The sequence below is a fragment of the Streptomyces sp. NPDC107522 genome, from assembly GCF_055657525.1.
Window position 1 is genome coordinate 187,643 of the sequence record NZ_JBVKAU010000011.1, and the last position, 23,838, is coordinate 211,480.

21 protein-coding genes and 1 tRNA gene are annotated in these 23,838 nt (G+C 70.9%); 14 read left to right on the forward strand and 8 right to left on the reverse strand.

Annotated elements, in window-relative coordinates:
* Positions 1-26: 26 nt before the first annotated feature.
* Positions 27-626, reverse strand: a complete 600-nt coding sequence (locus tag ACZ7L6_RS30320; protein ID WP_471929326.1) for a hypothetical protein — start codon at positions 624-626, stop codon at positions 27-29.
* Between the two features lie 56 nt (positions 627-682).
* On the reverse strand, positions 683-1,342 hold the full coding sequence (locus tag ACZ7L6_RS30325; RefSeq protein ID WP_471929328.1) for a bifunctional DNA primase/polymerase: 660 nt from the start codon (positions 1,340-1,342) through the stop codon (positions 683-685).
* 503 nt (positions 1,343-1,845) lie between these two features.
* Between ACZ7L6_RS30325 and ACZ7L6_RS30330 the strand changes: the two genes are divergently transcribed.
* From ACZ7L6_RS30330 to ACZ7L6_RS30345, 4 genes are all read left to right on the forward strand, one after another.
* Entirely contained in the window at positions 1,846-3,357 is a 1,512-nt protein-coding gene (locus ACZ7L6_RS30330; protein ID WP_471929330.1) for a PP2C family protein-serine/threonine phosphatase, read from the forward strand.
* A 118-nt stretch (positions 3,358-3,475) separates the two neighbouring features.
* Positions 3,476-4,942: an aminopeptidase P family protein gene (locus tag ACZ7L6_RS30335; protein ID WP_471929332.1), complete on the forward strand. Its 1,467-nt coding sequence runs from the start codon at positions 3,476-3,478 to the stop codon at positions 4,940-4,942.
* 133 nt (positions 4,943-5,075) lie between these two features.
* A complete protein-coding gene (gene pdxR / locus ACZ7L6_RS30340) occupies positions 5,076-6,419 on the forward strand; it encodes a MocR-like pyridoxine biosynthesis transcription factor PdxR (RefSeq protein WP_471929334.1) in 1,344 nt (447 codons plus the stop codon).
* Positions 6,420-6,520: 101 nt separating this feature from the next.
* Positions 6,521-7,780, forward strand: coding sequence for an MFS transporter (locus ACZ7L6_RS30345; protein ID WP_471929336.1), 1,260 nt, complete (start codon positions 6,521-6,523; stop codon positions 7,778-7,780).
* A gap of 59 nt (positions 7,781-7,839) precedes the next feature.
* On the opposite strand, the gene ACZ7L6_RS30350 is transcribed toward ACZ7L6_RS30345, so the two are convergent.
* Complete coding sequence (locus ACZ7L6_RS30350) at positions 7,840-8,673, reverse strand: triphosphoribosyl-dephospho-CoA synthase (RefSeq protein ID WP_471929338.1); 834 nt, start codon at positions 8,671-8,673, stop codon at positions 7,840-7,842.
* 11 nt (positions 8,674-8,684) lie between these two features.
* Positions 8,685-9,650, reverse strand: a complete 966-nt coding sequence (locus ACZ7L6_RS30355; protein ID WP_471929340.1) for an intradiol ring-cleavage dioxygenase — start codon at positions 9,648-9,650, stop codon at positions 8,685-8,687.
* 300 nt (positions 9,651-9,950) lie between these two features.
* Here ACZ7L6_RS30355 and ACZ7L6_RS30360 point away from each other — a divergent pair, with 300 nt between their 5' ends.
* On the forward strand, positions 9,951-11,255 hold the full coding sequence (locus ACZ7L6_RS30360) for a phospholipase D-like domain-containing protein (RefSeq protein WP_471929342.1): 1,305 nt from the start codon (positions 9,951-9,953) through the stop codon (positions 11,253-11,255).
* A 39-nt stretch (positions 11,256-11,294) separates the two neighbouring features.
* Here ACZ7L6_RS30360 and ACZ7L6_RS30365 read toward each other — a convergent pair whose 3' ends face one another.
* The gene (locus ACZ7L6_RS30365) at positions 11,295-11,744 is read right to left on the reverse strand and encodes an ATP-binding protein (RefSeq protein ID WP_471929344.1); all 450 of its coding nucleotides are present in this window, start codon (positions 11,742-11,744) and stop codon (positions 11,295-11,297) included.
* 259 nt (positions 11,745-12,003) lie between these two features.
* Between ACZ7L6_RS30365 and ACZ7L6_RS30370 the strand changes: the two genes are divergently transcribed.
* From ACZ7L6_RS30370 to ACZ7L6_RS30410, 9 genes are all read left to right on the forward strand, one after another.
* Complete coding sequence (locus tag ACZ7L6_RS30370) at positions 12,004-12,846, forward strand: hypothetical protein (RefSeq protein ID WP_471929346.1); 843 nt, start codon at positions 12,004-12,006, stop codon at positions 12,844-12,846.
* 183 nt (positions 12,847-13,029) lie between these two features.
* The gene (locus ACZ7L6_RS30375) at positions 13,030-13,767 is read left to right on the forward strand and encodes a YcnI family copper-binding membrane protein (protein ID WP_471929348.1); all 738 of its coding nucleotides are present in this window, start codon (positions 13,030-13,032) and stop codon (positions 13,765-13,767) included.
* 77 nt (positions 13,768-13,844) lie between these two features.
* The gene (locus ACZ7L6_RS30380; RefSeq protein WP_471929350.1) at positions 13,845-14,501 is read left to right on the forward strand and encodes an SCO family protein; all 657 of its coding nucleotides are present in this window, start codon (positions 13,845-13,847) and stop codon (positions 14,499-14,501) included.
* 38 nt (positions 14,502-14,539) lie between these two features.
* Complete coding sequence (locus tag ACZ7L6_RS30385) at positions 14,540-14,968, forward strand: copper chaperone PCu(A)C (protein WP_471929439.1); 429 nt, start codon at positions 14,540-14,542, stop codon at positions 14,966-14,968.
* Between the two features lie 13 nt (positions 14,969-14,981).
* Positions 14,982-17,084, forward strand: a complete 2,103-nt coding sequence (locus ACZ7L6_RS30390; RefSeq protein WP_471929352.1) for a copper resistance CopC/CopD family protein — start codon at positions 14,982-14,984, stop codon at positions 17,082-17,084.
* 8 nt (positions 17,085-17,092) lie between these two features.
* Entirely contained in the window at positions 17,093-18,466 is a 1,374-nt protein-coding gene (efeB, locus tag ACZ7L6_RS30395; protein WP_471929354.1) for an iron uptake transporter deferrochelatase/peroxidase subunit, read from the forward strand.
* A 128-nt stretch (positions 18,467-18,594) separates the two neighbouring features.
* Positions 18,595-19,527, forward strand: coding sequence for a prephenate dehydratase (gene pheA / locus ACZ7L6_RS30400; protein WP_471929356.1), 933 nt, complete (start codon positions 18,595-18,597; stop codon positions 19,525-19,527).
* Between the two features lie 567 nt (positions 19,528-20,094).
* Positions 20,095-21,372: a serine--tRNA ligase gene (gene serS, locus ACZ7L6_RS30405; protein ID WP_471929358.1), complete on the forward strand. Its 1,278-nt coding sequence runs from the start codon at positions 20,095-20,097 to the stop codon at positions 21,370-21,372.
* Positions 21,369-22,199, forward strand: a complete 831-nt coding sequence (locus tag ACZ7L6_RS30410; RefSeq protein ID WP_471929360.1) for an HAD family hydrolase — start codon at positions 21,369-21,371, stop codon at positions 22,197-22,199. Before serS ends, ACZ7L6_RS30410 begins: the two co-directional genes overlap by 4 nt.
* A 242-nt stretch (positions 22,200-22,441) precedes the next feature.
* On the opposite strand, the gene ACZ7L6_RS30415 is transcribed toward ACZ7L6_RS30410, so the two are convergent.
* From ACZ7L6_RS30415 to ACZ7L6_RS30425, 3 genes are all read right to left on the reverse strand, one after another.
* Positions 22,442-22,528: transfer RNA gene (locus tag ACZ7L6_RS30415), tRNA-Ser, on the reverse strand.
* A gap of 284 nt (positions 22,529-22,812) precedes the next feature.
* Positions 22,813-23,013, reverse strand: a complete 201-nt coding sequence (locus ACZ7L6_RS30420) for an SGM_3592 family protein (RefSeq protein ID WP_471929362.1) — start codon at positions 23,011-23,013, stop codon at positions 22,813-22,815.
* Positions 23,014-23,107: 94 nt separating this feature from the next.
* On the reverse strand, positions 23,108-23,827 hold the full coding sequence (locus ACZ7L6_RS30425; RefSeq protein ID WP_471929364.1) for an ABC transporter permease subunit: 720 nt from the start codon (positions 23,825-23,827) through the stop codon (positions 23,108-23,110).
* Between the last annotated feature and the right edge of the window lie 11 nt (positions 23,828-23,838).

Below are 23,838 nucleotides of genomic sequence, written 5' to 3' on the forward strand. Positions count from 1 at the left end.
AGACGCCTGAGAGTTGTCCGGCGAGCCTAAGAGTTGTCCGGCGAGGAGTTGCTCGCGGAGCGCAGCAGCAGCGGACCGTTCGCGGCTCGCGCGGCGAACTCCGCGACCGCCGTGTAGGCGTCCGGGTTCCCCCGCGTGCGCTGCCGGGGCGTCTCGCACGTCCCCGGCTCGTCCTCCACGCCCCCGGCGCAGCGCATCTGCACCGTGCGCCCACCGGGCCCCATGAGGCTCAGTACGGATTCCAGCGCGCCGCCGGTCGCATTGCGGAAGTAGGTGCGCGCCCAGGTGTCCTCGCCCTGGGTGAGGACACAGGTCTGCGCCTCGATGCCCTCAGGGGAAGTGAGCTCGGGGCCGCAGCGGGCGGCGGTGGCGAGGCCGAGGCCGAGCAGCAGCGGGGAGTCGTCGGGCTCGGCGGCGGGCCCTTTGGGGTCGGCGGCGGGGGAGGGACGTACGGAAGGACGCGCGGCCTTGCGCGACGTGTGGCCGAGGGCGCGTTCCTCCTCGGCCACCGGTCCTGCGGACGCCACGGCAAGCGGCAGCGCGACCGCGCCCACCACGACGCCGATGAGGGCGAACAAACGGATGTTTCCTGAGCCTGGACGGCGTGTCTCAGCGTGACGCGGCATATACCGGAAGATAACGACCACGCACACGTGCGCCGTTCCGCGCACGCCGGACACCCCTACAACTCGGGCGCGCTCACACCCGTACGAGTGAGGGCCTCAACCACGGCGTCGACGACGGCCTCCACATCGGGCACCCACGGGGAGGCCGAGCCGGGCAGCGGGGCGCGCTGCCAGCTGATGGTGCCCTGGCCGGTCTCGGAGGGCGGCAGGGCGATGTAGCCGCCCTCGCCGTGGAAGCGGAGGGAGCCGGGGACGAAGTCCTTGGCGTACAACAGCTCGCCGAGCTGCTCCATGGAGTACGGCTTGACCAGGATCGACCAGCGGGCGGGCGAGGCGACGACCGGGCCGAGGCGCATGCCCATGCGGTCGAGTGCGGTGAGGGCGTGCGCGGCCGGCAGGGCGGGGAGGCTGACCGCGCAGGGCGCCTGGCCGCCGGTGGCGAGGATGATCGGGGCCGCGGGCCGGTTGGCCCACCACCAGCGCACCATGCGCTCGTCGGTGGTGGCCGCGAGGAGGCCGGGGTCGAAGGGGTGGGCGCCGGGCACCGTGCACTCCGGGTCGGGGCAGCCGCAGCGGGAGTGCCCCTGCGGGTGCGTCGTCACGCCAGGGAGTACCGGCCAGCGCCATTCCGTCGCGAAGGTCAGGGCCGCGCTGATCAACTCAGGCTTCCCGTCGCTGCGCAGGAGCCTGCGTCGCCTTCCGAGGATCTCGCGCATGAGCGCTCGTTCCTTTCCGTTGCACCGCTGGCAACACCGTGGGCCACATCACACCATGTGTCGATCACTTCACTGTGCGTACCTGTTGGCGCATCACACCCCTGCCATGGGCAAGGGAAACCCCTATGGGCCGAGCGTGGGCTGCTTCCGCGGCAGCCTCGTCCATACTGCGTCTATCAAAAGCATGGGCGTGGCGTGGGGTGGCGAAGTCTGGCGTTTTGCTGTCGCGCGTATTTCTCTTCGCCTCCGCCACGGGAGGATGGGGCACGGTCGTCGGTGGCTAAGACGCCCGGGTCCGTCACCAGGTTCCGGGTGGTCGTCAACCACCCCTGGCCTTCACCGAGTACGTACCCATCACGACCGCTGTGACGCTCCGTGGAGCGAAACCAGTCGACCGCAATACCCCGTTCACTGAGGCAGTTTTAAGCCAACTTTTCCTTTGCGCAAGAGGTCTGCAAGGAGTCCTCCTGTGACCCACGGACACCAGGAATCCCGGCAGGACAATGCTGGACATCCCCTCACGAGTGCGTGTACATGTGGAGACACTGCTAGCGGCGCAGAATGACATGGGGGTTTGCGATGCTTTTGAGCAATACGCACCGGTCGGAAAGCCGGACGCCATGAACGCCCCTCACCCTCCGAAAGTGGCCGGAATCGATTCAACGGTTCCTTCGCCCGCACACACTGTCGCGCCCGTGTCCCCGGCCTCGGGTGGCTCAGCGGTCCCCCCACCGAACGCACCGGGAGTGCTCCTCCAGGACCGGCTCGCCGGCTGGGTCTCGGACCTCACGACACTCCACGAACTCACCGAACGCCTGGCCCGTACGGACGGACTCGCCGAAGCCCTCCAGGAGCTGCTGCGTGCCGGAGCCGCCCTCGTGGGTGCCCGGCGCGGTCTCGTCGTCCTGGAACCGGCCGACGGACTGGGACCGGACACGACCATCGGCCTGGGCCTCGCCCGCGCCGACCTCGGCCACATCGAGACCGTGCCACGCAGCTCCCTGTCGTACGGCAGGATCCTCGACGGCCTCCCGGGCGGCGACGGTGAGATCGCCGAGCCCGACCTCTTCGCCGAGGACGGCCTCGACCCCCGCCACCGCGAGGTGGCCGCACGCCTCGGTTACGCCGCGAGCTACGCCCTCCCCCTGTCCACGGAGTCCGCCGGCCGCCTCGGCGCCGCCGTGTGGCTGTACGACGAGCCCGCCGAACCCACCGAACGCCAACGCCACCTCGTCGGCCTGTACACCCGCTACGCCACCGAGCACCTGGCCCGGCTCCTCGAAATCGAGCGCACGCGCGCGTGCATGCGGACGATGGCCGAGGAACTGCTCCCCTCCCGGCTGCCCCGCATGGCCGGCGTGCAGCTCGCCGCCCGGCACCGCACCGGCCCGCGCGGGGGCGGCGACTGGTACGACGCGCTGCCGCTGCCGGACGCCGCGCTCGGCCTGGCCGTCGGCTCGGTGACCGGGTCCGGGCCCAGCGCGGTCGCCGCGATGGGCCGGCTGAGGGCCAGCCTGCGGGCGTACGCCGTCATGGAGGGCGAGGACCCGGTCGCGGTCCTGTCCGACCTGGAACTGCTGCTCAGACTCACCGAGCCGGCCCGCTCCGCCACCGCCCTGTTCGCCTACTGCGAGCCCTCCCTGCGCAAGATCACGCTGGCCGGTGCCGGACACACCCCGCCGCTGCTGATCGGCGAGCGGCGCACCGAGTTCGTGGAGACGTCCGTGTCCGCGCCGCTGGGCATGCTGGCCTGCTGGGAGGCGCCGAGCGTGGAGCTGACGGCCGAGGCCGGAGAGACGGTTCTGCTGTACACCGACGGGCTGCTGCACCGCACCGGTGACGCCACCGACCGCGCTTTCGCCCGGCTGCATGCGGCGGCGGCCGGGGTGCCGAGGGCCCTGCGGCACGATCCGGACGCGGTTGTCGAGCATGTCCTGCGGACGGTGCTGCCGAACGGTCTGGATGTGGCGGACAGCGAGGAGGATGTGGTGCTGCTGGCGGCTCGGTTCGAGTAGGCGGCCATAACGGGTTCCGTGGTCACGGCATAGCAGCTCTCGGTGACGGTCCTTTCGACCCCGGGTTCCCTCCTGTACGTCCGTACGATGGAGGGGGTCCAGTGCCGTATCGAGGAGGATGACCGTGGCCGACGAGCTCACCCCGGAGACCCCGGAAGCTGAGTCTGAGGAGCCGATCAAGCAGCGCAAGAACGGCCTGTACCCGGGCGTGTCCGACGAGCTTGCCGAGAACATGAAGTCCGGCTGGGCCGACACCGAGCTGCACGACCTGCGGCCGATCCCCCAGGCCGTCGAGACGGCTGCCCGGCGTGCCGCGCTGTCGGCGCGCTTCCCGGGTGAGCGTCTGGTGATCCCCGCGGGCAACCTGAAGACGCGGTCGAACGACACCGAGTACCCCTTCCGGGCGTCGGTCGAGTACGCGTACCTCACCGGCAACCAGACCGAGGACGGTGTGCTCGTCCTGGAGCCCGTCGCCGACGGTCACAAGGCGACGATCTACCTGCTGCCGCGTTCCGACCGCGAGAACGGCGAGTTCTGGCTCTCCGGCCAGGGCGAGCTGTGGGTCGGCCGCCGGCATTCGCTCACCGAGGCGGAGAAGCTGTACGGCATCCCGGCCTCCGACGTGCGTGAGCTGACGGACAGGCTCCGCGAGGCGACGGGTCCCGTGCGCGTCGTACGCGGCTACGACGCCGGCATCGAGGCCGCGCTGACCGACAAGGTCACCGCCGAGCGGGACGAGGAGCTGCGCGTCTTCCTGTCCGAGGCCCGGCTGGTCAAGGACGACTTCGAGATCGGCGAGCTGCAGAAGGCCGTCGACTCGACCGTGCGCGGCTTCGAGGACGTGGTGAAGGTCCTCGACAAGGCCGAGGCGACCTCCGAGCGCTACATCGAGGGCACGTTCTTCCTCCGCGCGCGCGTGGAGGGCAACGACGTCGGCTACGGCTCCATCTGCGCGGCCGGTCCGCACGCCTGCACGCTGCACTGGGTGCGCAACGACGGGCCCGTGCGCTCCGGTGATCTGCTGCTGCTCGACGCGGGCGTCGAGACGCACACGTACTACACCGCCGACGTCACGCGCACGCTGCCGGTCAACGGCCGGTACAGCGAGATCCAGAAGAAGATCTACGACGCCGTGTACGAGGCCCAGGAGGCCGGTATCGCGGCCGTGAAGCCGGGGGCGAAGTACCGGGACTTCCATGACGCCGCGCAGCGCGTGCTCGCCGAGAGGCTCGTCGAATGGGGGCTCGTCGAGGGACCGGTGGAGCGGGTGCTGGAGCTCGGGCTGCAGCGGCGGTGGACGCTGCACGGGACCGGGCACATGCTCGGGATGGACGTGCACGACTGTGCGGCCGCGCGCGTGGAGTCGTATGTCGACGGCACGCTGGAGGCGGGCATGGTGCTGACCGTCGAGCCGGGGCTGTACTTCCAGGCCGACGACCTGACGGTGCCGGAGGAGTACCGGGGGATCGGTGTGCGGATCGAGGACGACATTCTCGTGACGGAGGATGGGAACCGGAATCTGTCGGCCGCGCTTCCTCGGCGGTCGGATGAGGTCGAGTCCTGGATGGCCTCTCTGAAGGGCTGACGTTTGGGTTGATGGCCGGACACCGGAGGGGTGTCCGGCCATCGTCGCGGTCTGCGGGTGGTTTGTGGCTGGTCGCGCCCACGCGGCGGAGCCGCATACCGATACAGTCCCGCGCCCCTTTCAGGGAGTTGTAGTGGACCTGCATATAGAGCTCGCCGCCGTTGAGGGGCGCCGTACGGGGCTGGAAAGGGCCCTGCGCGATGCCGTGCGGGACGGGCGGCTTGCTCCCGGGGAGCGGTTGCCTGCCACCCGGCGGCTCGCCTCCGAGCTCGGGATTTCGCGGAACACCGTGAAGGCCGCCTACGACCAGCTCGTCGCCGAGGGGTACTTGAGCGCTCGGCAGGGGTCGGGGACCCACGTCGCCTCACTGCCCACCTCCGACCCCGAAGCGCCGGAGGCCTGCGCACGCGCGCGTGAGCCGCGGTTCGATCTGCGGCCCGGGAGTCCGGACGTGGGGGCGTTCCCGACGGCCGCCTGGTTGCGGGCGTTGCGCAGGGCCATCGCCACGGCACCGTCGTTGGCGTACGACTACGGCGATCCGCGTGGGCGGATCGAGCTGCGGACCGCGTTGTCCGGGTATCTGGGGCGGGCGCGTGGGGTGATCGCGCCGCCGGAGCGGATCGTGATCACCTCGGGGTATGTGCAGGGGCTGGCACTGCTCACGCGTGTGCTGGAGGGCGGCGCCGTAGCCATGGAGGACCCGGGGCTGCCGTTCCATCGGGAGGTGGTGCGGCGCAACGGGGGCGTCGTCGTGCCCATGGGGGTCGATGAAAGGGGCGCCTGTGCCGAGGAGTTGGGTGACTGCGCGGCCGTCGTCGTCACGCCCGCCCATCAGTACCCGACCGGTGTGACGCTGCACCCCGAGCGGCGGCGGGAGCTCGGTGACTGGGCACGCGCGCGTGGCGGGCTGATCGTCGAGGACGACTACGACGGGGAGTTCCGCTACGACCGCCAGCCCGTCGGCGCGTTGCAAGGGATGGCGCCGGGGCAGGTCGTGTACCTGGGTACCGCCTCGAAGACGCTCGGGCCCGCGCTGCGGCTCGGGTGGATGGTGCTGCCGCCGCACCTGGTCGACGCCGTCGCCGACGCCAAGCTGCACAGTGACCATCACACCGAGTCCATCGGGCAGTTGGCGCTCGCCGAGCTGATCGACAGCCACGCCTACGACCGGCATGTGCGTGCCTGTCGGCTGCGGTACCGGCGGCGCCGGGATCAGCTCCTGGATCGGCTGGGGGCGCGTCGGGGCGTGCGCGGGATCGCGGCCGGGCTGCACGCGCTGATCGAGGTCGACGACGAGGCGCGGGTGCTGGCGCGGGCGGTGGAGGCCGGGCTCGCGGTGGGCTGTCTGGGGGAGCACTGGCACGCGCCGGGCGGCGAGGGGCGGCCGCAGGGGCTGGTCGTGGGGTACGGGACGCCTCGGGAGCGGGTGTATCCGGAGGCCTTGGCGGTGCTGGGGAAGGTGCTGGAGAGCGGCTGAACCGGGCCGGGGAAAGAGCGGGTCGGGCAGCGAATTGGGCCAGGAAAAGAGCCGTTGATTGGGTCTGATGAAGGTTCCACTGCGTCCTTAATGTCGTCGGCATGACGAACTCCCCCGTCCCGCCCGCCGGCCCGCAACGCGTCCTGGCCCTCGCCCAGTTGAGCAACTCGGTGGGCGACGGCGCCTACTACACGACGTCCGCCCTCTACTTCACCCAGGTCGTCGGCCTCGCCCCCGCGCGCGTGGGGCTCGGGCTGACCATCGGGTGGGCGGTCGGCTCGCTGGTGGGGGTGCCGTTGGGGCGGCTCGCCGATCGGCGCGGGCCGCGCGGTACGGCGGTGCTGCTGGCCCTGGCGACGGGGCTCGCGGTGGCGTCCTTCACGGTCGTGCAGGGGTTCGTGCCGTTCGTGCTGGCCGCGTGCGCCTACGCCGCCGCGCAGTCCGGGCTCGCGGCGGCCCGGCAGGCGCTGCTGGCGGGGCTGGTGTCCGCCGGGGAGCGGACGGGGTTGCTGGCGCATCTGCAGTCGACGCTCAATGCCGGCCTGGCGGTGGGTGCGGGGCTCGGCGGGCTCGCGCTGCATGCCGGGACGCGGGCGGCGTATCTGACGGTGTTCGCGCTGGACGCGGTGAGCTTCCTGGTGTGCGCGGGGCTGCTGCTCCGGCTGCCCGCCGTGACGCCTGTGCCGAGTCGGCGGCGGGGTGGGCTCGGCGTGCTGCGGGACCGCCCGTATGCGGTGGTCGCGCTGCTGAACACCGTGTTGCTGCTGCGGCTTCCGCTGCTCAGCCTCGTCCTGCCGCTGTGGATCACGCGCCGCACCGACGCTCCGGCCTGGCTGGTCTCCGCGCTGTTCGTCCTCAACACCGGTGCGGTGATGCTGTTCCAGGTCAGGGCGGCGCGCCGCGTCACGGGGATCGGAACCGCCACGCGCGCGGTGCGCCGTGCGGGGTGGGTGATGCTGGCCGCGTGCGTGGTGTTCGCGTTGTCGGCGGGGGCCTCCCTGTGGGTGGCCGTCGGGGTCCTGGTGGTGGGCGCGGTGCTTCAAGTGGTCGCCGAGATGGGGCAGTCGGCGGGGTCCTGGCAGCTGTCGTTCGACCTCGCTCCGGAAGGCCGCGTCGGCGAGTACCAGGGCCTCTTCGGGACCGGCATCACGGTCGCCCGCACCCTGGGCCCGTTCCTGCTGACGGCTCTCCTCGTCGAGTGGGGGACGCCGGGATGGCTGCTGCTGGGCGGGGCGATGCTGGCCGCGTCGTACGCCATGGGACCGGCGGCGCGCGCAGCCGCAGGGGCGCGCCGATGCCGGGAGGAAGAGAGCCCGGAGGCCCGACAGGCCGAGCGCGGTCGTCCTCTCGGCATCGGCTGAGAGGGCCCCGCAGCGGGAGCCGTCAAGCATGCGGCGCCGGTCGCCGGGCCGAGAGGTGGTCAGGTGGGCCGCGCTCGTGTCGTGGTGGGCAGTGCGTCCAGGAACAGCGCCCCCGCGAGCAGGCCCGCACTCCCCCGCGGGCTCCACGCGCGAGCGTGCAGGTCGGCATCGAGGGCCGTCAGGGCCCCTGCGCCCGCCTCGGTGGCCGTACCGCCCGCCTCCAGGACTGTGCGGGCGCCCGCCTGGACGTGCCGGAGGCCGATCGGGCCCGCGGTGTAGAGGAGTTCGGTGTCCTGGAGGGTGGACATCACGGTGAGCAGGGCGTCCAGGCGGGCCTGGTCCTCCGTGGCGCCACGCGCGCGTGCCGAGGCGAGCGCGTCCAACGCCCGCCGTATGTGCGGGAATCCGGCCCGGGCCTCGCCACGTGCGCCGGCGGCGCCGTACTTCGCGGACACCGAGGAGCCCCGGGAGGGCCTGCGCGGGGCGCGTTTGTCGGTGTGCGCGGCGATGCGCTTGGCGGTCGCGGCGACGTCCCTCGCCCCGGCCCGGGGGTCCAGCGCGGCTGCGGCGACGAGCAGGCCGAGCGCCCACAGCGCGCCCCGGTGACCGCCGCCCGCGAGGTGCACCGAGTGCTCGGTGCACCTTCCGATCGCGCCGAGTTCCGTACGGAGCCCGGGCGTCGGCTCGCCCGTGCGGCGGGCGGCGGCGGCCATCGCCGCAAGGCCCGGTGCGAGCGCCTTGGCCGACCAGCGCAGCAGGCGGTGGTCCCGGCGGGTGGCACGGGCGCCGACATCGCGCGGGTCGGGCAGGCCCGGCTTGGGCGCTAGGGCCAGCTGCCCGGTCAGGGCGGTCACGGCGGCCAGCGCCAGCGCCTCGTCCTCGCGGCTGCTCATGGCCGTACCCCCTACGAGGACGCCGAGGCCGACGGGGCGTCGCTGGGCGGGGTGCCCGTCGGCGCGTCGCTCGGCGGCGTACCGCCCTCGCCGCCACCGCCGCCGCTGCCGGCGCCGGTGTTCTCGGCGTCGGGGTCGATGCCGAGGGTGAGGAAGCCCTTGTAGCCCTTGGACGGGTCGGCCTTCTTGACCGGCTTGAGGGTCAGCAGGCCGCTGGAGGCGCCGCCGCCGTCGTAGACCATGTCGTTGTCGAGGGTGGTGTAGCTGCCGGAGTGCTTCGAGTAGGGCTCCAGCGTGAAGATCTCCTGGGCGATGTCGTCGGCGAAGAACAGCTGGCCGGTGTAGTTGACCTTGCCGCCCTCGTAGGTGCCGTCCTCCTTCTGGCCGCCCGTGTGCACCTTGAGGTGGATGTGGCAGGTGCGCGGGGTGTACCAGCCCGGGAAGATCGTCTCGAACTTGACGACCCCGTTGGCGTTGGCGATCTGGTAGCCGCGCAGATAGGTGTTGTCGTTGGCGGTCGAGCCGTCCTCGCTCTCGGCGGGCGCGGAGCCACCCGGGTTGGCCGTCGTGTAGCCGGAGTAGTAGCCCCAGGCGTCGCAGTGCCAGATCTCCACGGCCGCGCCGGGGACCGGGGTGCAGCCGTCGGTGGCGTCGACGACGGTGAGGCGCAGCGTCAGCGGGACGCCGCTCTTGCCCTCGGTGATGTCCTTTCTCACCAGGGCGCCGTCGAGGTAGTAGGGGCCTTCGGTGACGCTCGACATCAGCGTCATGCAGCTGCCGGCGCTCTCGGAGGCGGTCGTGGCGGCCGTCGCCTCGGTCGTGGTCGTGGCGGCCGTCGCCTCGGTCGTGGTCGTGGCGGTGTCGGCGAAGGCCGCCTGGTAACCGGCGACGGCGAGTCCGCCCGCCGCGACCGTTCCGCCGGTCACCGCGATCGCGCGGCGCCGGGTGATGGACTTGTCCTTGTGGTTTCCCGTCACGGCCGGGAAGTTAGGGACGCCACCCGTCAGAAGCTTGGGGTGGCGCTGTGCTGCGGCTGTGAGTCCTGGGAAAGCGCTGCGGCTGTGAGTCCTGAGGAAGCGCTGCAGCTGTGAGTCCTGAGGAAGCCGGAGCCGGCGGTCCGGTGCAACGCCGGCCCCGCGCCCCGCCCGTTGGTGCGGTGATCACCCGTAGAGCCCACTGGTTCCCCCGAACGCGCAGCTTCCGGAGACTTTCCGCCCCTCCCGGGCAAAGTGAACTGGTCCCTTCCGCGATCTTCCGCGCCCAGGAGAGCGAAGACGATGACCCGTTCGCGCGTACGCCCACGTCCGGCCCGGTTCCTCCGTTCGGTGCTGCCCGCCGTCGCCGCTGTCCTGTCCCTGGTGACCGCGCTCCTCGTCGGTGGTGCGACGCCGGCCGCCGCACTGACCAAGCCGGTCATCAACGGGCCCGTGTTCAACGACCCGCTGGGCACCGCGGCGCAGCGGAAGGCGATCTTCACTCAGCTCGTACGGCTGATCGCCGCGACGCCGGCCGGGGCGACGATCCGCGGTGCGATGTACGAGTTCAACGACCAGGAGGTCGCGAACGCGCTGCTCGCCGCCCACCGGCGCGGCGTCAACGTCCGGATCATCGTCGACGACTCGACCTACGTGGACGGCGCCGGTGGCCCCGAGTACACCAACGTGCCCTACCGGACCCTCAGGGCAGGGCTGGGAACCAATGACGCCGCCCGCTCCTGGATCGTCGTGTGCGACGACCGCTTCGAGGACCGTGACGGCGTCGACGACGTCCGGCGCGGCTGTCTGGCCGTGGCCCCGCCCCAACCGGCGTACAACCACAACAAGTTCTTCATCTTCTCCAGAATCGGGCCGTTCGACGACGGCACCAGCTACTCGAGGGTCGTCTTCCAGACCTCCTCGAACCTCTCCGACTGGTACAAGGTCGAGTCCTTCAACGACGCCGTCACCTTCAGGAGCAGCGCCGTGTACGGCGGGTACGCCTCCTACCACGAGCAGCTCCGGCGCGGCCGCACCCTGGCACGCGGCAACAACAACGCGTACTTCTCCACGCCGACGGGCTCGACCTACCGGGGCTTCTTCTTCCCTCGCGGGGACAGCTCGTACAACAACCCGGCCACCGACACCGTCGTAGGCGTGCTCGACGAGATCAGCTGCGCCTACACGGGCGCGGACGGGCTGCGCCACCGAACCGCCATCCGCATCGTGACGCACAGCTTCCTCGGCTCGCGCCGCCAGGTCGCCGACAAGCTGGCCCAGCTGCGCGGGCGGGGCTGTTGGATCGACATCATCTACACCGAGACCGACTCCGCGATCACCAGCCGCCTGAACGCCGCCGGCATCCAGCACCGCGCCTGCCGCATCCCCAACGGCCCGGGCATCGACGTCCGTCCGCACAACAAGCTGATGCTGATCGACGGCTCCTACAACGGCGCCAGCACGCCCCGGGTCTACACGGGCAGTGCCAACCTGACCGGGTCGTCGCTGCGGTCGGCCGACGAGGCGGTCGTGCGGATCACCAGCGCGTCCTACCACGCGCGGTACCTGAGCAGGTTCTACCGGATCCGCTCCGCTTGCGGTGGTTGAGCCGGAGCGCGGTGCCGGCCGTACACGGCGACGCCGGTGCTACACCGCCACCAGCGGTGTGTCCTCACGCCACTTGAGGATCTTGTCGAAGCTCACCACCGCTCCGCCCCGCCCCGGCTTGTTGCCGATCTGGACGTGGTCGGCGAGTTCCTGGATGAGGCAGAGGCCGCGGCCGTGCTCGGCGTCGGTGGACACCGGGCGGGGTGCGGGAGGTGGGGCATTGAAGCCGGGGCCCGAGTCGGTGACCTCGATGTGGCACTTCTCGCCGTCCAGGTAGGCCGTCACGCGGTACGCCTCGGAGGAACCTTCGGGGGCGTTCTCGCCGCCGTGCTCGACGGCGTTCGCGCAGGCCTCGCTGAGGGCGACGGAGAGGTCGTAGGACACATCCGGATCGACGCCCGCGGTCTCCATGGTGCCGATCAGCAACCGCCGGGCGAGCGGCACGCTCGCGGCTTCCCGCCGCAGATGGAGTGACCACCAGATGCTCATGCTCCAGCCTCCTGGCCGCGGCTCGACATACCGTTACGTATTGCCACGAGTGCCCGGGAGTAAGCACATCATTGACGTGATGCCGCCCATATGGTCGATGCGCCCAGGCTGGAATCGGTGTATGTGGTGGCGGCCCACATCAGAAGGTGATCTTCCGGTTGTACGGCTTCTATCGTCCCGTACATCCTGAACCGCCCGTATGTCATCTTGCGGACCTGCCGTATGGCGGTCACAGGGCCAGTGCGATGATGAGCCCGCCATGACTGCCCCCCACCCGTGCAAGGTGCGCTCCGGGAGAGATCTCCGGATACTGCGGGCCGCGGTGTTCGCCGCGGTCTGCGTCGTGCTGGCCGGGGTCGGGCACGCGCTGGGCTCCTGCGCCACGATCCCGCTGTGGACGCTGGGCGTCGGGTTTCTGGGTGTGCTCCTGGTCACGGTGCCGTTCGCGGGCCGGGAGCGTTCGCTGCCCGGGATCGCGGCGCTGCTCGCGGTCGGCCAGACCGTCCTGCACACGCTGTTCGGGCTCGGTCAGCACGGGGCGAGTGCCGGGGCGGCCACCGCAGGCTCCTCCGCGTCCGGCTCCCTGTCCGACGCCGCGCTCGTCCAGCAGGCCGCGCGGCTCGTCTGCGGGACCGCCGCGGCAGCCATCAGCCCCGCCCAGGCCCAACGTCTCCTGACGGAGGCGCGGCTCCGACCGGCCACGGGAACGCACGCCTCGCACCGGTCGGCGGACGCCATGCCCGCCGGCCCGGACGCCTCCGCGTCGCTGCTGCCGTCCCTGTCCATGGTGCTCGCCCACGTCCTCGCGGCGGTCGTCGCCGGGTGGCTGCTGCGGCGCGGGGACCTGGCTCTGCTGCGCATCGTCGAGATGTCCGCCCTGTCGGCGCACTCGGTGGCCGAGGGCGCGTTCGTACGATCCCTGCGCGCGGCGCTCGCGCTGGTGTGCGCCCTGCGTGCCGGGCTGCCGGGCACACCCGATGCGCGCCCGCGCGCCCTGTGCGCCGGATGGTTCGGTCCGCCCGAGCCCCGCACGCTCGCACTCCAGCACACGGTGATCAGGCGCGGCCCACCGGCCGGCGCCGCCCTCGTTCTCGCCGCCTGACGCGACGCGACCACCACTCCACACCTCCGGGTGCAGCAGAGGAGGCCGCTGTCGTGCGGCACGCGCGCGTACCCGGGTTCTCCGGTCGGGGACCACCGTTTTCCGTCTGATCGGGCACCCCTGCGTACGCGTACTCCTCTTCACCACCGGAATCCGCATCTCATTCACAGTGGAGTGCTCAACATGAAGGCCTCTCGTATCGCCGCCACGGGCGCGCTCGCCGGTACGGCCGTGCTCGCCCTGTCCGTCCCCGCGTTCGCCCACGTCAGCGTGCAGCCGGAGGGCACGGCAGCCAAGGGCGGCTATGCGGTCGTCGACTTCAAGGTGCCCAACGAGCGCGACAACGCCTCGACCACCAAGCTCGAGGTGACCTTCCCCACCGACCATCCGCTGGCCTCCGCGATGCCGGAGCCGATGGCCGGCTGGAAGATCGACGTCACCAAGTCCGAGCTCGACAAGCCGATCGAGATGCACGGCGAGAAGATCTCCGAGGCCGTCTCCAAGATCACTTGGACCGCGGACGGCAAGGGCATCGAGCCGGGCTACTTCGAGAAGTTCCCCGTCTCCATCGGCCAGCTCCCCGAGGACGCCGACCAGCTCGTCTTCAAGGCGATCCAGACGTACGACAACAAGGAGGTCGTGCGCTGGATCGAGGTGCCGCAGGAGGGTCAGGACGAGCCCGAGAACCCGGCGCCCGTGCTCGCACTGTCCGCCGCCGAGGACGGGCACCACGGCTCGTCGTCCTCCGACAAGGCCTCCGACTCCGACGACGCCGAGGCCGCGTCCGCCAAGACCGCCGCCGCCGAGCCCGCCGACAGCAGCGACACCACCGCCCGCGTCCTCGGCGTGGTCGGCATCGTCGTCGGCGCACTGGGCGTGGCGTACGGCGTACGCGCCGGCCGTCGGCGCGCGGACGCCTGACGGCTCCTCAGGTTCACGGTGCGCGCCGGGGCACGCCCCCGGTGCGCGCCGGAGCTCTCACAACTGGGACATTTTCTATGCGTAAGAAGACCTTCGCCGCGGCCGCCCTGGTCGCCGCCGCCACCCTGACCCTCTCCGCCTGCGGCAGCGGCACCGACAGCAGCGACTCGCCCGTCTCCGTGGTCTCCGAGGACACCGGCTCGGACAAGGCCGCCATCGTCCTCGACAAGCCGTTCGAGAAGCCGGACCTGGTCCTCACGGACACCAACGGCAAGAAGTACGACCTCCGCAAGGAGACCCAGGGCAGGCCGACGCTGATCTACTTCGGCTACACCAACTGCCCCGACGTCTGCCCGCTGACGATGAGCAACATCGCCGTCGCCAAGAAGCAACTGCCCAGGGCAGAACAGGACGAGCTGCGCGTCGTGTTCGTCACCACCGACCCGGAGCGCGACACCGCCTCCGCGCTCGGCAAGTGGCTCAAGGGCATCGACCCGGAGGTCGTCGGCCTGACCGGCGACTTCGCCACCATCCAGGCCGGCGCCCGCACCCTCGGCATCAGCATCGAGCCGCCGCACAAGGACAAGAACGGCAAGATGGTCTCCACCCACGGCACCCAGGTCGTGGCGTTCTCGCCGAAGACCGACAAGGGCTACGTCCTCTACACCGAGGACGCCCAGGTCGACGACTACACCCAGGACCTCCCCAAGCTGATCAAGGGGGAGAAGCCGTGAGGCGTCTCGCCCCGGGGACCGCGGTGGTGACGGCGGTGATGGCCGGAGCCCTCGTCCTGGCGGGCTGCGGCTCCGACTCCGGCTCCGGCGATTCCCGGGCCGAACTGGCCGTCAGCGGCGCCTACATGCCGCAGCCGGTCTCCGACTCCATGGCGGCCGGCTTCCTGACGGTCACCAACAAGGGCGGTACGAAGGACGAGCTGACCTCCGTCACCAGCGACATCGGCGAGGTCACCGCGCACGAGACCGTGGGTTCGTCGATGCGGGAGGTCAAGGAACTCGACGTCCCCGCGCACGGTCGACTCGTGTTCAAGAGCGGCGGCAGCCATCTGATGTTCGAGAAGCTGAAGCGACAGCCGAAGCAGGGCGAGAAGGTGACCGTGAAGCTCCACTTCGCCGAGTCCGGCACGGTCACCGTCGAGATGCCGGTGAAGTCCGCGACGTACAACCCGAAGACCGGACACTGAGGGAGAGATCGCCTTGACCCAGACCATCGCCCCGCGCGACCGGACCCTGGTGCTGCCGCGCGTCCGGACCCTGGTGCTGCCGCGCGTCCGGACCCTGGTGCTGCTGCTCCTGGCCGCCACCGGCCTGCTCCTCGCCGGTGCCGGGCCGGTCTCCGCGCACGCCGCACTGACCGGCAGCGATCCCCGGCAGGGGGCGGTGGTGGACAAGGCCCCGACGCAGGTCTCACTGACCTTCTCCGAGAAGGTCGCCCTGTCCGACGACTCCCTGCGCGTGCTCGACCCCAAGGGCAAGCGCATCGACCGCGGCGATCCGGCGAACGTCAGCGGCACGACGTACGCCGTGAAACTCCACAGCGGTCTGCCCGACGGCACCTACACCGTCACCTACCAGGTGGTCTCCGAGGACAGCCATCCGGTCGCCGGCGCCTACACCTTCTCCATCGGCGCCCCCTCGCAGACCACCGTCTCGGTCTCCGGCCAGGAGGCGGGCGGCGGAGTCGTCGGCTGGCTATACGGCTTCGGACGGTACGTGTCGTACGCCGGCTTCATCGTCCTCGTGGGCGGCGCCGCCTTCGTGCTCGCCTGCTGGCAGCGCGGGGCGGGAGTGCGGGCGCTGCAGCGGCTCGTCGTCTCCGGCTGGCTGGCCCTGACCGCCGCCACGCTCGGGCTGCTGCTCCTGCGCGGCTCGTACACCAGCACCGGCAAGGTCGGCGACATCTTCGACCTGGACCTGCTCGGGCAGGTGCTGCAGACCAAGACGGGTGCGGCACTGGTGTCCCGGCTGCTGCTGCTCGCCGCTGCGGCGTTGTTCATCGCCGTGCTCTTCGGCGCCTACGACAAGCGCGAGGACGAGGAGAAGCGGGACCTCACCTTCGGGCTCGCGATCGGCGGGATCGTGGTTGCGGCGGGGCTCGCCGCCAGCTGGGCGATGTCCGAGCACGCCTCGACCGGGCTCCAGGCCGGGATCGCGATGCCGGTCGACGTCGCTCACCTGCTGGCCGTCGCGGGCTGGCTCGGCGGGCTCACCGCCCTGCTGGTGGCGCTGTACTGCTCGCCCGCGGACACACCGGTCGAGGCCTCCGCCGTACGACGGTTCTCGCGCCTCGCCTTCGGCAGCGTGCTGGCGCTGGTCGCGACCGGCATCTACCAGTCGTGGCGGCAGCTCGGATCGTGGTCGGCGTTCACCGGCACGCGGTACGGGCAGTTGCTGCTGGTGAAGATCGGGCTCGTGGTGCTGCTGGTCGGGATCGCGTGGATCTCGCGGCGGTGGACGGCACGGCTGGCGGACACGGTGGTGAGGGCTCGGGAGGAGAAGGACGCGGGCGCGGGCGAGAAGGAGGCCTGCGAGACGGAGAAGCCAGCGCGGGAGGGCGAGAAAGAGGCCGACGAGAGCGAGAAGGGGGCACAGGAGGGCGAGAAGGCGGCCGGCGACAGCGAGAAGGAGCACGCCGTCGCGCGGGCCGGCACTTCCGCCTCCGCCTCTGCCTCCGCCTCCGGCAAGAAGGGGGGCGTCTCGGCCGCCGTACCCGACCAGGGCGACTCCCGGCGCGCCGCCCAGCTCGCCCGGCAGCAGGACGCGATCGACACGGCACGGCGCAAGCAGCAGCGGGACGCCGACCCGAACCGGTTCGGACTGCGCCGCTCGGTGCTGGCCGAGGCCGGCGTCGCCGTCGTCCTGCTCGCGGTCACCACCATGCTGACGTCGACCGAGCCGGGGCGCACGGAGGAGGAGGCCAGGGCGGCCACGGCGTCCGCATCCGCCGACGCGTCGGCCGGGGCGCTGACCCTGGACATGTCCTTCGACACCGGCGGCGAGGACGGCAAGGGCGTCGTACGGATCGACCTCGATCCCGCGCGCGTGGGCGGCAACGAAATGCACGTCTACGTGCAGCGCCCCAATGGCCGCGCCTTCGACATCCCCGAGGTGAAGGTCGCCTTCACCCTCGAGTCCCAGGACATCGGGCCGCTGCCCGTCGTCCCCGACCACATCTCCACCGGACACTGGTCGGCGAGCGGGGTGCAGATCCCCATGGCGGGCGAGTGGAAGATCGCCGTGACCGTGCGGACCTCCGACATCGACCAGGCCACCGTCTCCAAGAACGCGCAGATCGGCTGAACCTCACCATGGCTGACCAGTCCATTCCGGAGGCCCGTACTCCTGAGACCCCCGGAACGCCGGGAACTCCCGAGGCGGCCCTTAATGGCGGTGTTCGCGAAGGCGCCTCGGTTGAAGGTGCCCCTGTAAAGGAGAGCGCCGGCAAGGCACGCGCCGTCGCCAAGGAGGGCATCTCGCGGCGACGGCTGCTCGGGACCGCCGGTGCCACCGGGCTGGTGCTCGGTGCGGCGGGCGGGGCGGTGGGATATGCCGCCCGGCCGAGCGAGGCGACGCCGCTCTCCTCGGTGGGCGCCGATCAGGTGATGTTTCACGGGAAACATCAGCCCGGCATCCTCCAGGGGCTCCAGGCGCGCGGCCACCTCGTCGCCTTCGACCTGGCGGCGGGCGCGGGCCGCAAGGAGGCGGCCGCGCTGATGCGCCGCTGGTCGGAGACGGCTCGGCGGCTGATGGCGGGCGAGGCGATGAAGCAGGACGACACGGATGTCGCCCGGGACGCGGGGCCGTCGTCGCTGACCATCACCTTCGGCTTCGGGCACAGCTTCTTCGAACGGACCGGTCTGGAGAAGCAGCGCCCGGTCGCCCTGGACCCGCTCCCCGACTTCTCCTCCGACCAACTGGACAAGGCACGCAGCAACGGCGACCTGTGGGTGCAGATCGGCGCCCATGACGCACTGGTCGCCTTCCATGCCCTGCGCGCGATCCAGAAGGAGGCGGGGCAGGCCGCCAAGGTGCGGTGGCAGATGAACGGCTTCAACCGGTCGCCGGGCGCCACCGCGCACCCCATGACGGCTCGCAACCTCATGGGCCAGATGGACGGCACGCGCAATCCGAAGCCGACGGACGCCGACTTCGACCAGCGGATCTTCGTACCCGCGTCCGGCTCGAAGGACCCCTCCTGGATGGCCAACGGCTCCTACGCCGTCGTACGCCGCATCCGCATGCTCCTCGACGACTGGGAGCAGCTCTCGCTCCCTGAGCAGGAGCAGGTCATCGGCCGCCGCAAGTCCGACGGGGCGCCGCTGACCGGGGGCAGCGAGACGACCGAGATGGACCTGGAGAAGACGGACAAGGCCGGGAATCTGGTCGTCCCCCTCAACGCCCACGCGCGCATCACCCGGCCCGACCAGAACGGCGGGGCGGCGATGCTGCGGCGCCCGTTCTCGTACCACGACGGCATCGACGCGGACGGGGTGCCCGACGCCGGGCTGCTCTTCATCTGCTGGCAGGCCGACCCGCTGCGCGGCTTCGTCACCATCCAGCGCAAGCTCGACCGGGGCGACGCGCTGTCCAAGTTCATCCGGCACGAGGCGAGCGGGTTGTTCGCGGTGCCGGGTGGGGCCGCGGAGGGGGAGTACGTGGGGCAGCCGTTGCTGGAGGGGTGACGGCACCGGCAGGGCCGTACGGGTGCTGCACAGCCGTACGACACCGAGGTCGCCCTCGCGGGTGGCCGGAGCCGGGAGGGGCCGGGGATTCGTACGCCGTGTTCGGCAACGGCCATTAGGGTGAGGTCATGCCAGCGAGCTACGCCTATCTCGGCCCCGAGGGCACCTTCACCGAAGTCGCCCTGCGCACGCTTCCCGAGGCCGCGACCCGGGAGCTGATCCCCTACGTGTCCGTGCAGTCCGCGCTCGACGCGGTGCGCGCCGGCGAGGCCGAGGCCGCGTTCGTGCCGATCGAGAACTCCGTCGAGGGCGGCATCACGACCACGCTCGACGAGCTCGTCGCGGGCGCGCCGCTGATGATCTACCGCGAGGTGTTGCTGTCGATCACCTTCGCACTGCTGGTCAGGCCCGGCACCAAGCTGACCGACATCAAGACGGTCTCCGCCCACCCGGCCGCCCAACCGCAGGTGCGCAACTGGCTGCGCAAGAACCTCCCGGACGCCCACTGGGAGTCGGCCGCCTCGAACGCGGACGCCGCGCGTCTGGTCCAGGAGGGCCAGTACGACGCCGCCTTCGCCGGTGAGTTCGCCGCCGCCCGGTACGGCCTCGAGGCCCTGGAGACCGGGATCCATGACGCGGAGAACGCCCAGACCCGGTTCGTGCTGGTGGGCCGCCCCGCCCGGCCCGCGGCGCCGACCGGCGCGGACAAGACGTCCGTCGTGCTGTGGCAGCGCGACGACCACCCCGGTGGCCTGCGCGACCTCCTGGGCGAGTTCGCCACGCGCGGCATCAACCTGATGCTGCTGCAGTCCCGGCCGACCGGCGCCGGCATCGGCAACTACTGCTTCTGCATCGACGCCGAGGGGCACATCTCCGACCGCCGGGTGGCCGAGGCGCTGATGGGGCTGAAGCGGATCTGCCTGGAGGTGCGGTTCCTGGGCTCGTATCCGCGCGCGGACATGAAGCCGGGCGATGTACAGCCCCCGCGCCCCGGGACGTCGGACGACGAGTTCGTCTCGGCGGCGGACTGGGTGGCGCGGTGCCAGGACGGGCGGTTCTGACAGCGGCTCCGGTGTCGGTTCGCCATGGGGTCCGGTGTCGGTTGCCCACCGGTACTACCAGCATATTGTCGTTATCCACAGAAGTTATCCACAGGTCCGCTTCTCGACCTGGGGACAAGTCGACAAGCAACGGTGAGTCTGTCGACAAATCGGTCTCCAGACCCCTTCGGCGTCCACCATCGTGCAAGTCACCCTTCGTCCACTCTTTTCCTTTGAGCAATCCTTTGGGGCGACCACTTTCCACTCGAAAGTGGGGGTGAGGAGGGTTTGTCCTGGGAATCCTCGACTTGCTCGACGGGTTCCGGAGTGATCAATTCCGACGTCCACAGTCCATCCACACAGCCTGTGGATAACTCTTGGAGGGCTGGGGATCGCTGTGGACAACCGAACGCCAAGTCCCGTTCCCCACAAGGGAATCGAGTCAACTGGACGCCGCTGCCCTGCCCCGTCCCGGGGAGTGAGACACTTTTTATTGACACGTTTCGCAATTCCCCCATAACGGTATGTAAGCCGCAGTTCGGAATAGCGAGTCGTGGGGTGTCACCCCTCCCCGGTAGCCTTGAGCGCGTGATTGACCTTCGCCTGCTCCGTGAGGACCCCGACCGAGTGCGCGCCTCGCAGCGCGCCCGTGGAGAGGACGTCGCGCTCGTCGACGCCCTCCTGTCTGCCGACGAGCGGCGCAGGTCGTCCGGCGTCCGCTTCGACGAGCTCCGCGCCGAGCAGAAGCAGCTCGGCAAGCTCATCCCCAAGGCCTCCGGCGACGAGAAGGCCGAGCTGCTGAAGAAGGCGAGCCAGCTGGCCGCCGACGTCAAGGCAGCCGACGCCGAGCGCGACGCGGCGGACGCCGAGACCCAGGAGCTGCTCCTCCAGCTCGGCAACCTCGTGCACCCCGACGTCCCGGTCGGCGGCGAGGAGGACTTCGTCACGCTGGAGACGCACGGCGAGATCCGTGACTTCGCGGCCGAGGGCTTCGAGCCGAAGGACCACCTGGAGCTCGGCACGATCCTCGGCGCGATCGACGTCGAGCGCGGCGCCAAGGTGTCCGGCTCCCGCTTCTACTTCCTGACCGGCGTCGGCGCCCTGCTGGAGCTCGCCCTGGTCAACGCGGCGATGGCCCAGGCCACGGCGGCCGGCTTCACGCCGATGCTGACCCCGGCGCTGGTCCGCCCCCAGTCGATGGCCGGCACCGGCTTCCTCGGCCAGGCCGCCCAGGACGTCTACCACCTCGACAAGGACGACCTTTACCTGGTCGGCACCTCCGAGGTCCCGCTCGCGGCGTACCACATGGACGAGATCCTCGACGCCGACAAGCTCCCCCTGCGCTACGCCGGCTTCTCCCCCTGCTTCCGCCGCGAGGCCGGCTCGCACGGCAAGGACACCCGGGGCATCTTCCGCGTGCACCAGTTCGACAAGGTCGAGATGTTCTCGTACGTCGCTCCCGAGGACTCGCAGGCCGAGCACCAGCGCCTGCTGGAGTGGGAGAAGCAGTGGCTGACGTCGCTGGAACTGCCGTTCCGCGTCATCGACGTCGCCTCCGCCGACCTCGGCTCCTCGGCCGCCCGCAAGTTCGACTGCGAGGCGTGGATCCCGACGCAGGGCAAGTACCGCGAGCTGACGTCGACCTCGGACTGCACCGAGTTCCAGTCCCGCCGCCTGTCGATCCGCGTCCGTGACGGCAAGCAGGTCAAGCCGCTGGCGACGCTCAACGGCACGCTGTGCGCCGTCCCGCGCACGATCGTGGCGATCCTGGAGAACCACCAGCAGGCCGACGGCTCCGTCCGGGTCCCCGAGGTGCTGCGTCCGTACCTGGGTGGCCGGGAGGTCCTGGAGCCGGTGGCCAAGTGAGCGAGGCCGCCGACGCCGGGTCCCCTGCCGGGGGCTTTCCGTACAAGCTGATCGCCACCGACCTCGACGGAACGCTCCTGCGCTCCGACGAGTCGGTCTCGCAGCGCACCCGCGACGCCCTCGCCGCGGCCACCGTGGCGGGCGCGGCGCACATCGTCGTCACGGGCCGCGCGGTCCCGTACACCCGGCACATCCTCGACGACCTCGGCTACGACGGCCTCGCGGTGTGCGCCCAGGGTGCGCAGGTGTACGACGCCGGCGAGCACCGCCTGCTGACGGCGGTGACCCTGGACCGCCAACTGGCAGGCGTGGCCCTGGCCAAGATCGAGGCCGAGGTCGGGCCCCTGTTCCTGGCGGCGAGCCGCGCCGGCCTGGACGGCGAGGTCATGGTCGGCCCCGGTTACGCGGTCACGGGCGCGCTTCCATCGACGCCGTTCACGGACGCGTCGGATCTGTGGGCCGCCCCGCTGAACAAGATCTACATACAGCATCCGGACCTGTCGGACGACGAGTTGGCCGAGGCCGCCCGCCAGGCAGCGGGCGGTTTTGTCTCCGTGGCGATGGCGGGCGAGGGCATCGTGGAACTGCTGCCGCTGGGCTTGTCGAAGGCGACGGGACTCTCCCTGGCAGCTCGGCGGCTGGGCCTGAAGGCCGCCGACACGCTCGCCTTCGGCGACATGCCCAACGACATCCCGATGTTCGCCTGGGCGGCTCGGGGCGTGGCGATGGCCAACGCCCACGAGGAGCTCAAGGCGGTGGCGGACGAGGTGACGTCTTCCAATGAGGAGGACGGGATCGCGGTGGTGCTGGAGCGGTTGCTGGGCTGACGCCGGTGGTTCGGCCGACGGCTGTTCGGCTGGCGTTGCGGTCGGCGGCTGTCGCAGCGACAGCCAGACGGCGGGCGGCTCGCGTAGCAGTAGCCGCAGGCAGCCGCAGGCAGCCGCAGCCGGCTACCGCCGTGGGCAGTCGTTCCGCAGGGCGGAACGGGTGGGCACGGCCTGCAGCACCGGGCGCCTTCTCAAGCAACTCCAAGCCCTGCACCACGGCCAGCCAAAGTGGCAACGTCTCGCGGAGGATGCACGAATCGAACGTGCGCGGGCTTTCAGACCCGACCACGGTTTAGCAAACCGGTGCCTTACCTCTCGGCCAATCCTCCGGGTGGGCGGCCCACGCGAGAGCGACATCGCGTGCTCGAAGCGGCCGCCCCGGGCAGCTCCCCGTGCGGTGCGGACTCTACGGAGGGGTAGCGATTACTCCGGAGCCCGCCGCCGGCTGCCCTGTCGGGAGCTCGACGTACTGCCGTGCATGGACATCGTCGAACTCCTCTCCCAGAACGTGGCGCCGAACTCACCGTCCGGCGGTGTGGACACAACCACTGTGCCTGTACGACGAGTTGGACGCCACTGGTTAAAAGGGAACGGGAATGGCCGCGAACGCCTGCTACCGGCGGCGCCATCTGCGTCGGCGCCCCTTGCTGAAGAACCAGCCGGCAGGCGGTTCGTCCGAGCGCCACGGCTGCGGCTCGGGCGCTTCACGCCGCCAGCGGGCGGCGAGCATACGGGCCCTGGCAGACGGCTCGCTCGTCTCGGCGGACCGTATGAAGTCCTCGTCCAGAACCGGGTCGTCCCAGTCCTCTGCCATCCCCGTCCTCCTAGCCGTACCTCTCCTGACTGTGCGTCCCCTTTTGCCCAGTGTGGACGGACAGAGGTGAAGTCCCTGTCAGTAAGCGCAGCGTCTACTCCTCACCGGCCAGCGTCAGCGACCGCAGCTTCTGCCCCGCGTACCAGGTCGCCAGTACGGTGACCACCGCCAGCAGCACCGTCGCCGTGGGCAGTGCGACGTCCGACGTCACCATGTCTCCGCCGGCGACCTTCTGCGCCACCGCCAGCGACCACTGCTGAACGCTCAGCGTGCGCGCGCCCGCCACCAGGGAGCCGAACAGGGCCTCCCAGACGAGTGCGTAGACGAGCCCGAAGACCACCGCGTGCCGGGACACCGTGCCGAGCAGCAGGAAGATCGCGGCGTACGCGATGGAGGCGACCAGCGCAGCCACCGTGTAGGCGACGGCGATCTGCTGGCCGTTGCCGTTGAGGATGTACCCGGCGATGAAGGTGGGCAGCGCCGAGAACACCATCGTCACGGCGATCGCCACGATCAGCTTGGTGAAGATGATCGTCGGCCGTTTCACCGGCTTGGACAGCAGGTACACCACCGAGCCGTCGTCGATCTCCGGCCCGATCGCACCCGTGCCCGCGATGACGCCGATGATCGGCACCATGGTGGCGAGCGCCAGCCCGCCGAGCAGGTCGGACGCGGTCTGGTCGTCGGCTCCGGCCAGCCCGCGCACCACCACGGAGATCGCGATGAGCAGCAGCGGCAGGGCGCCCAGGATGAGGGCCCGGCGACGGCCGAGCAGGGCCCGGTAGGTGAGCCGGGCGACTGTGGGGTCGTACATCTTTCGGCCTC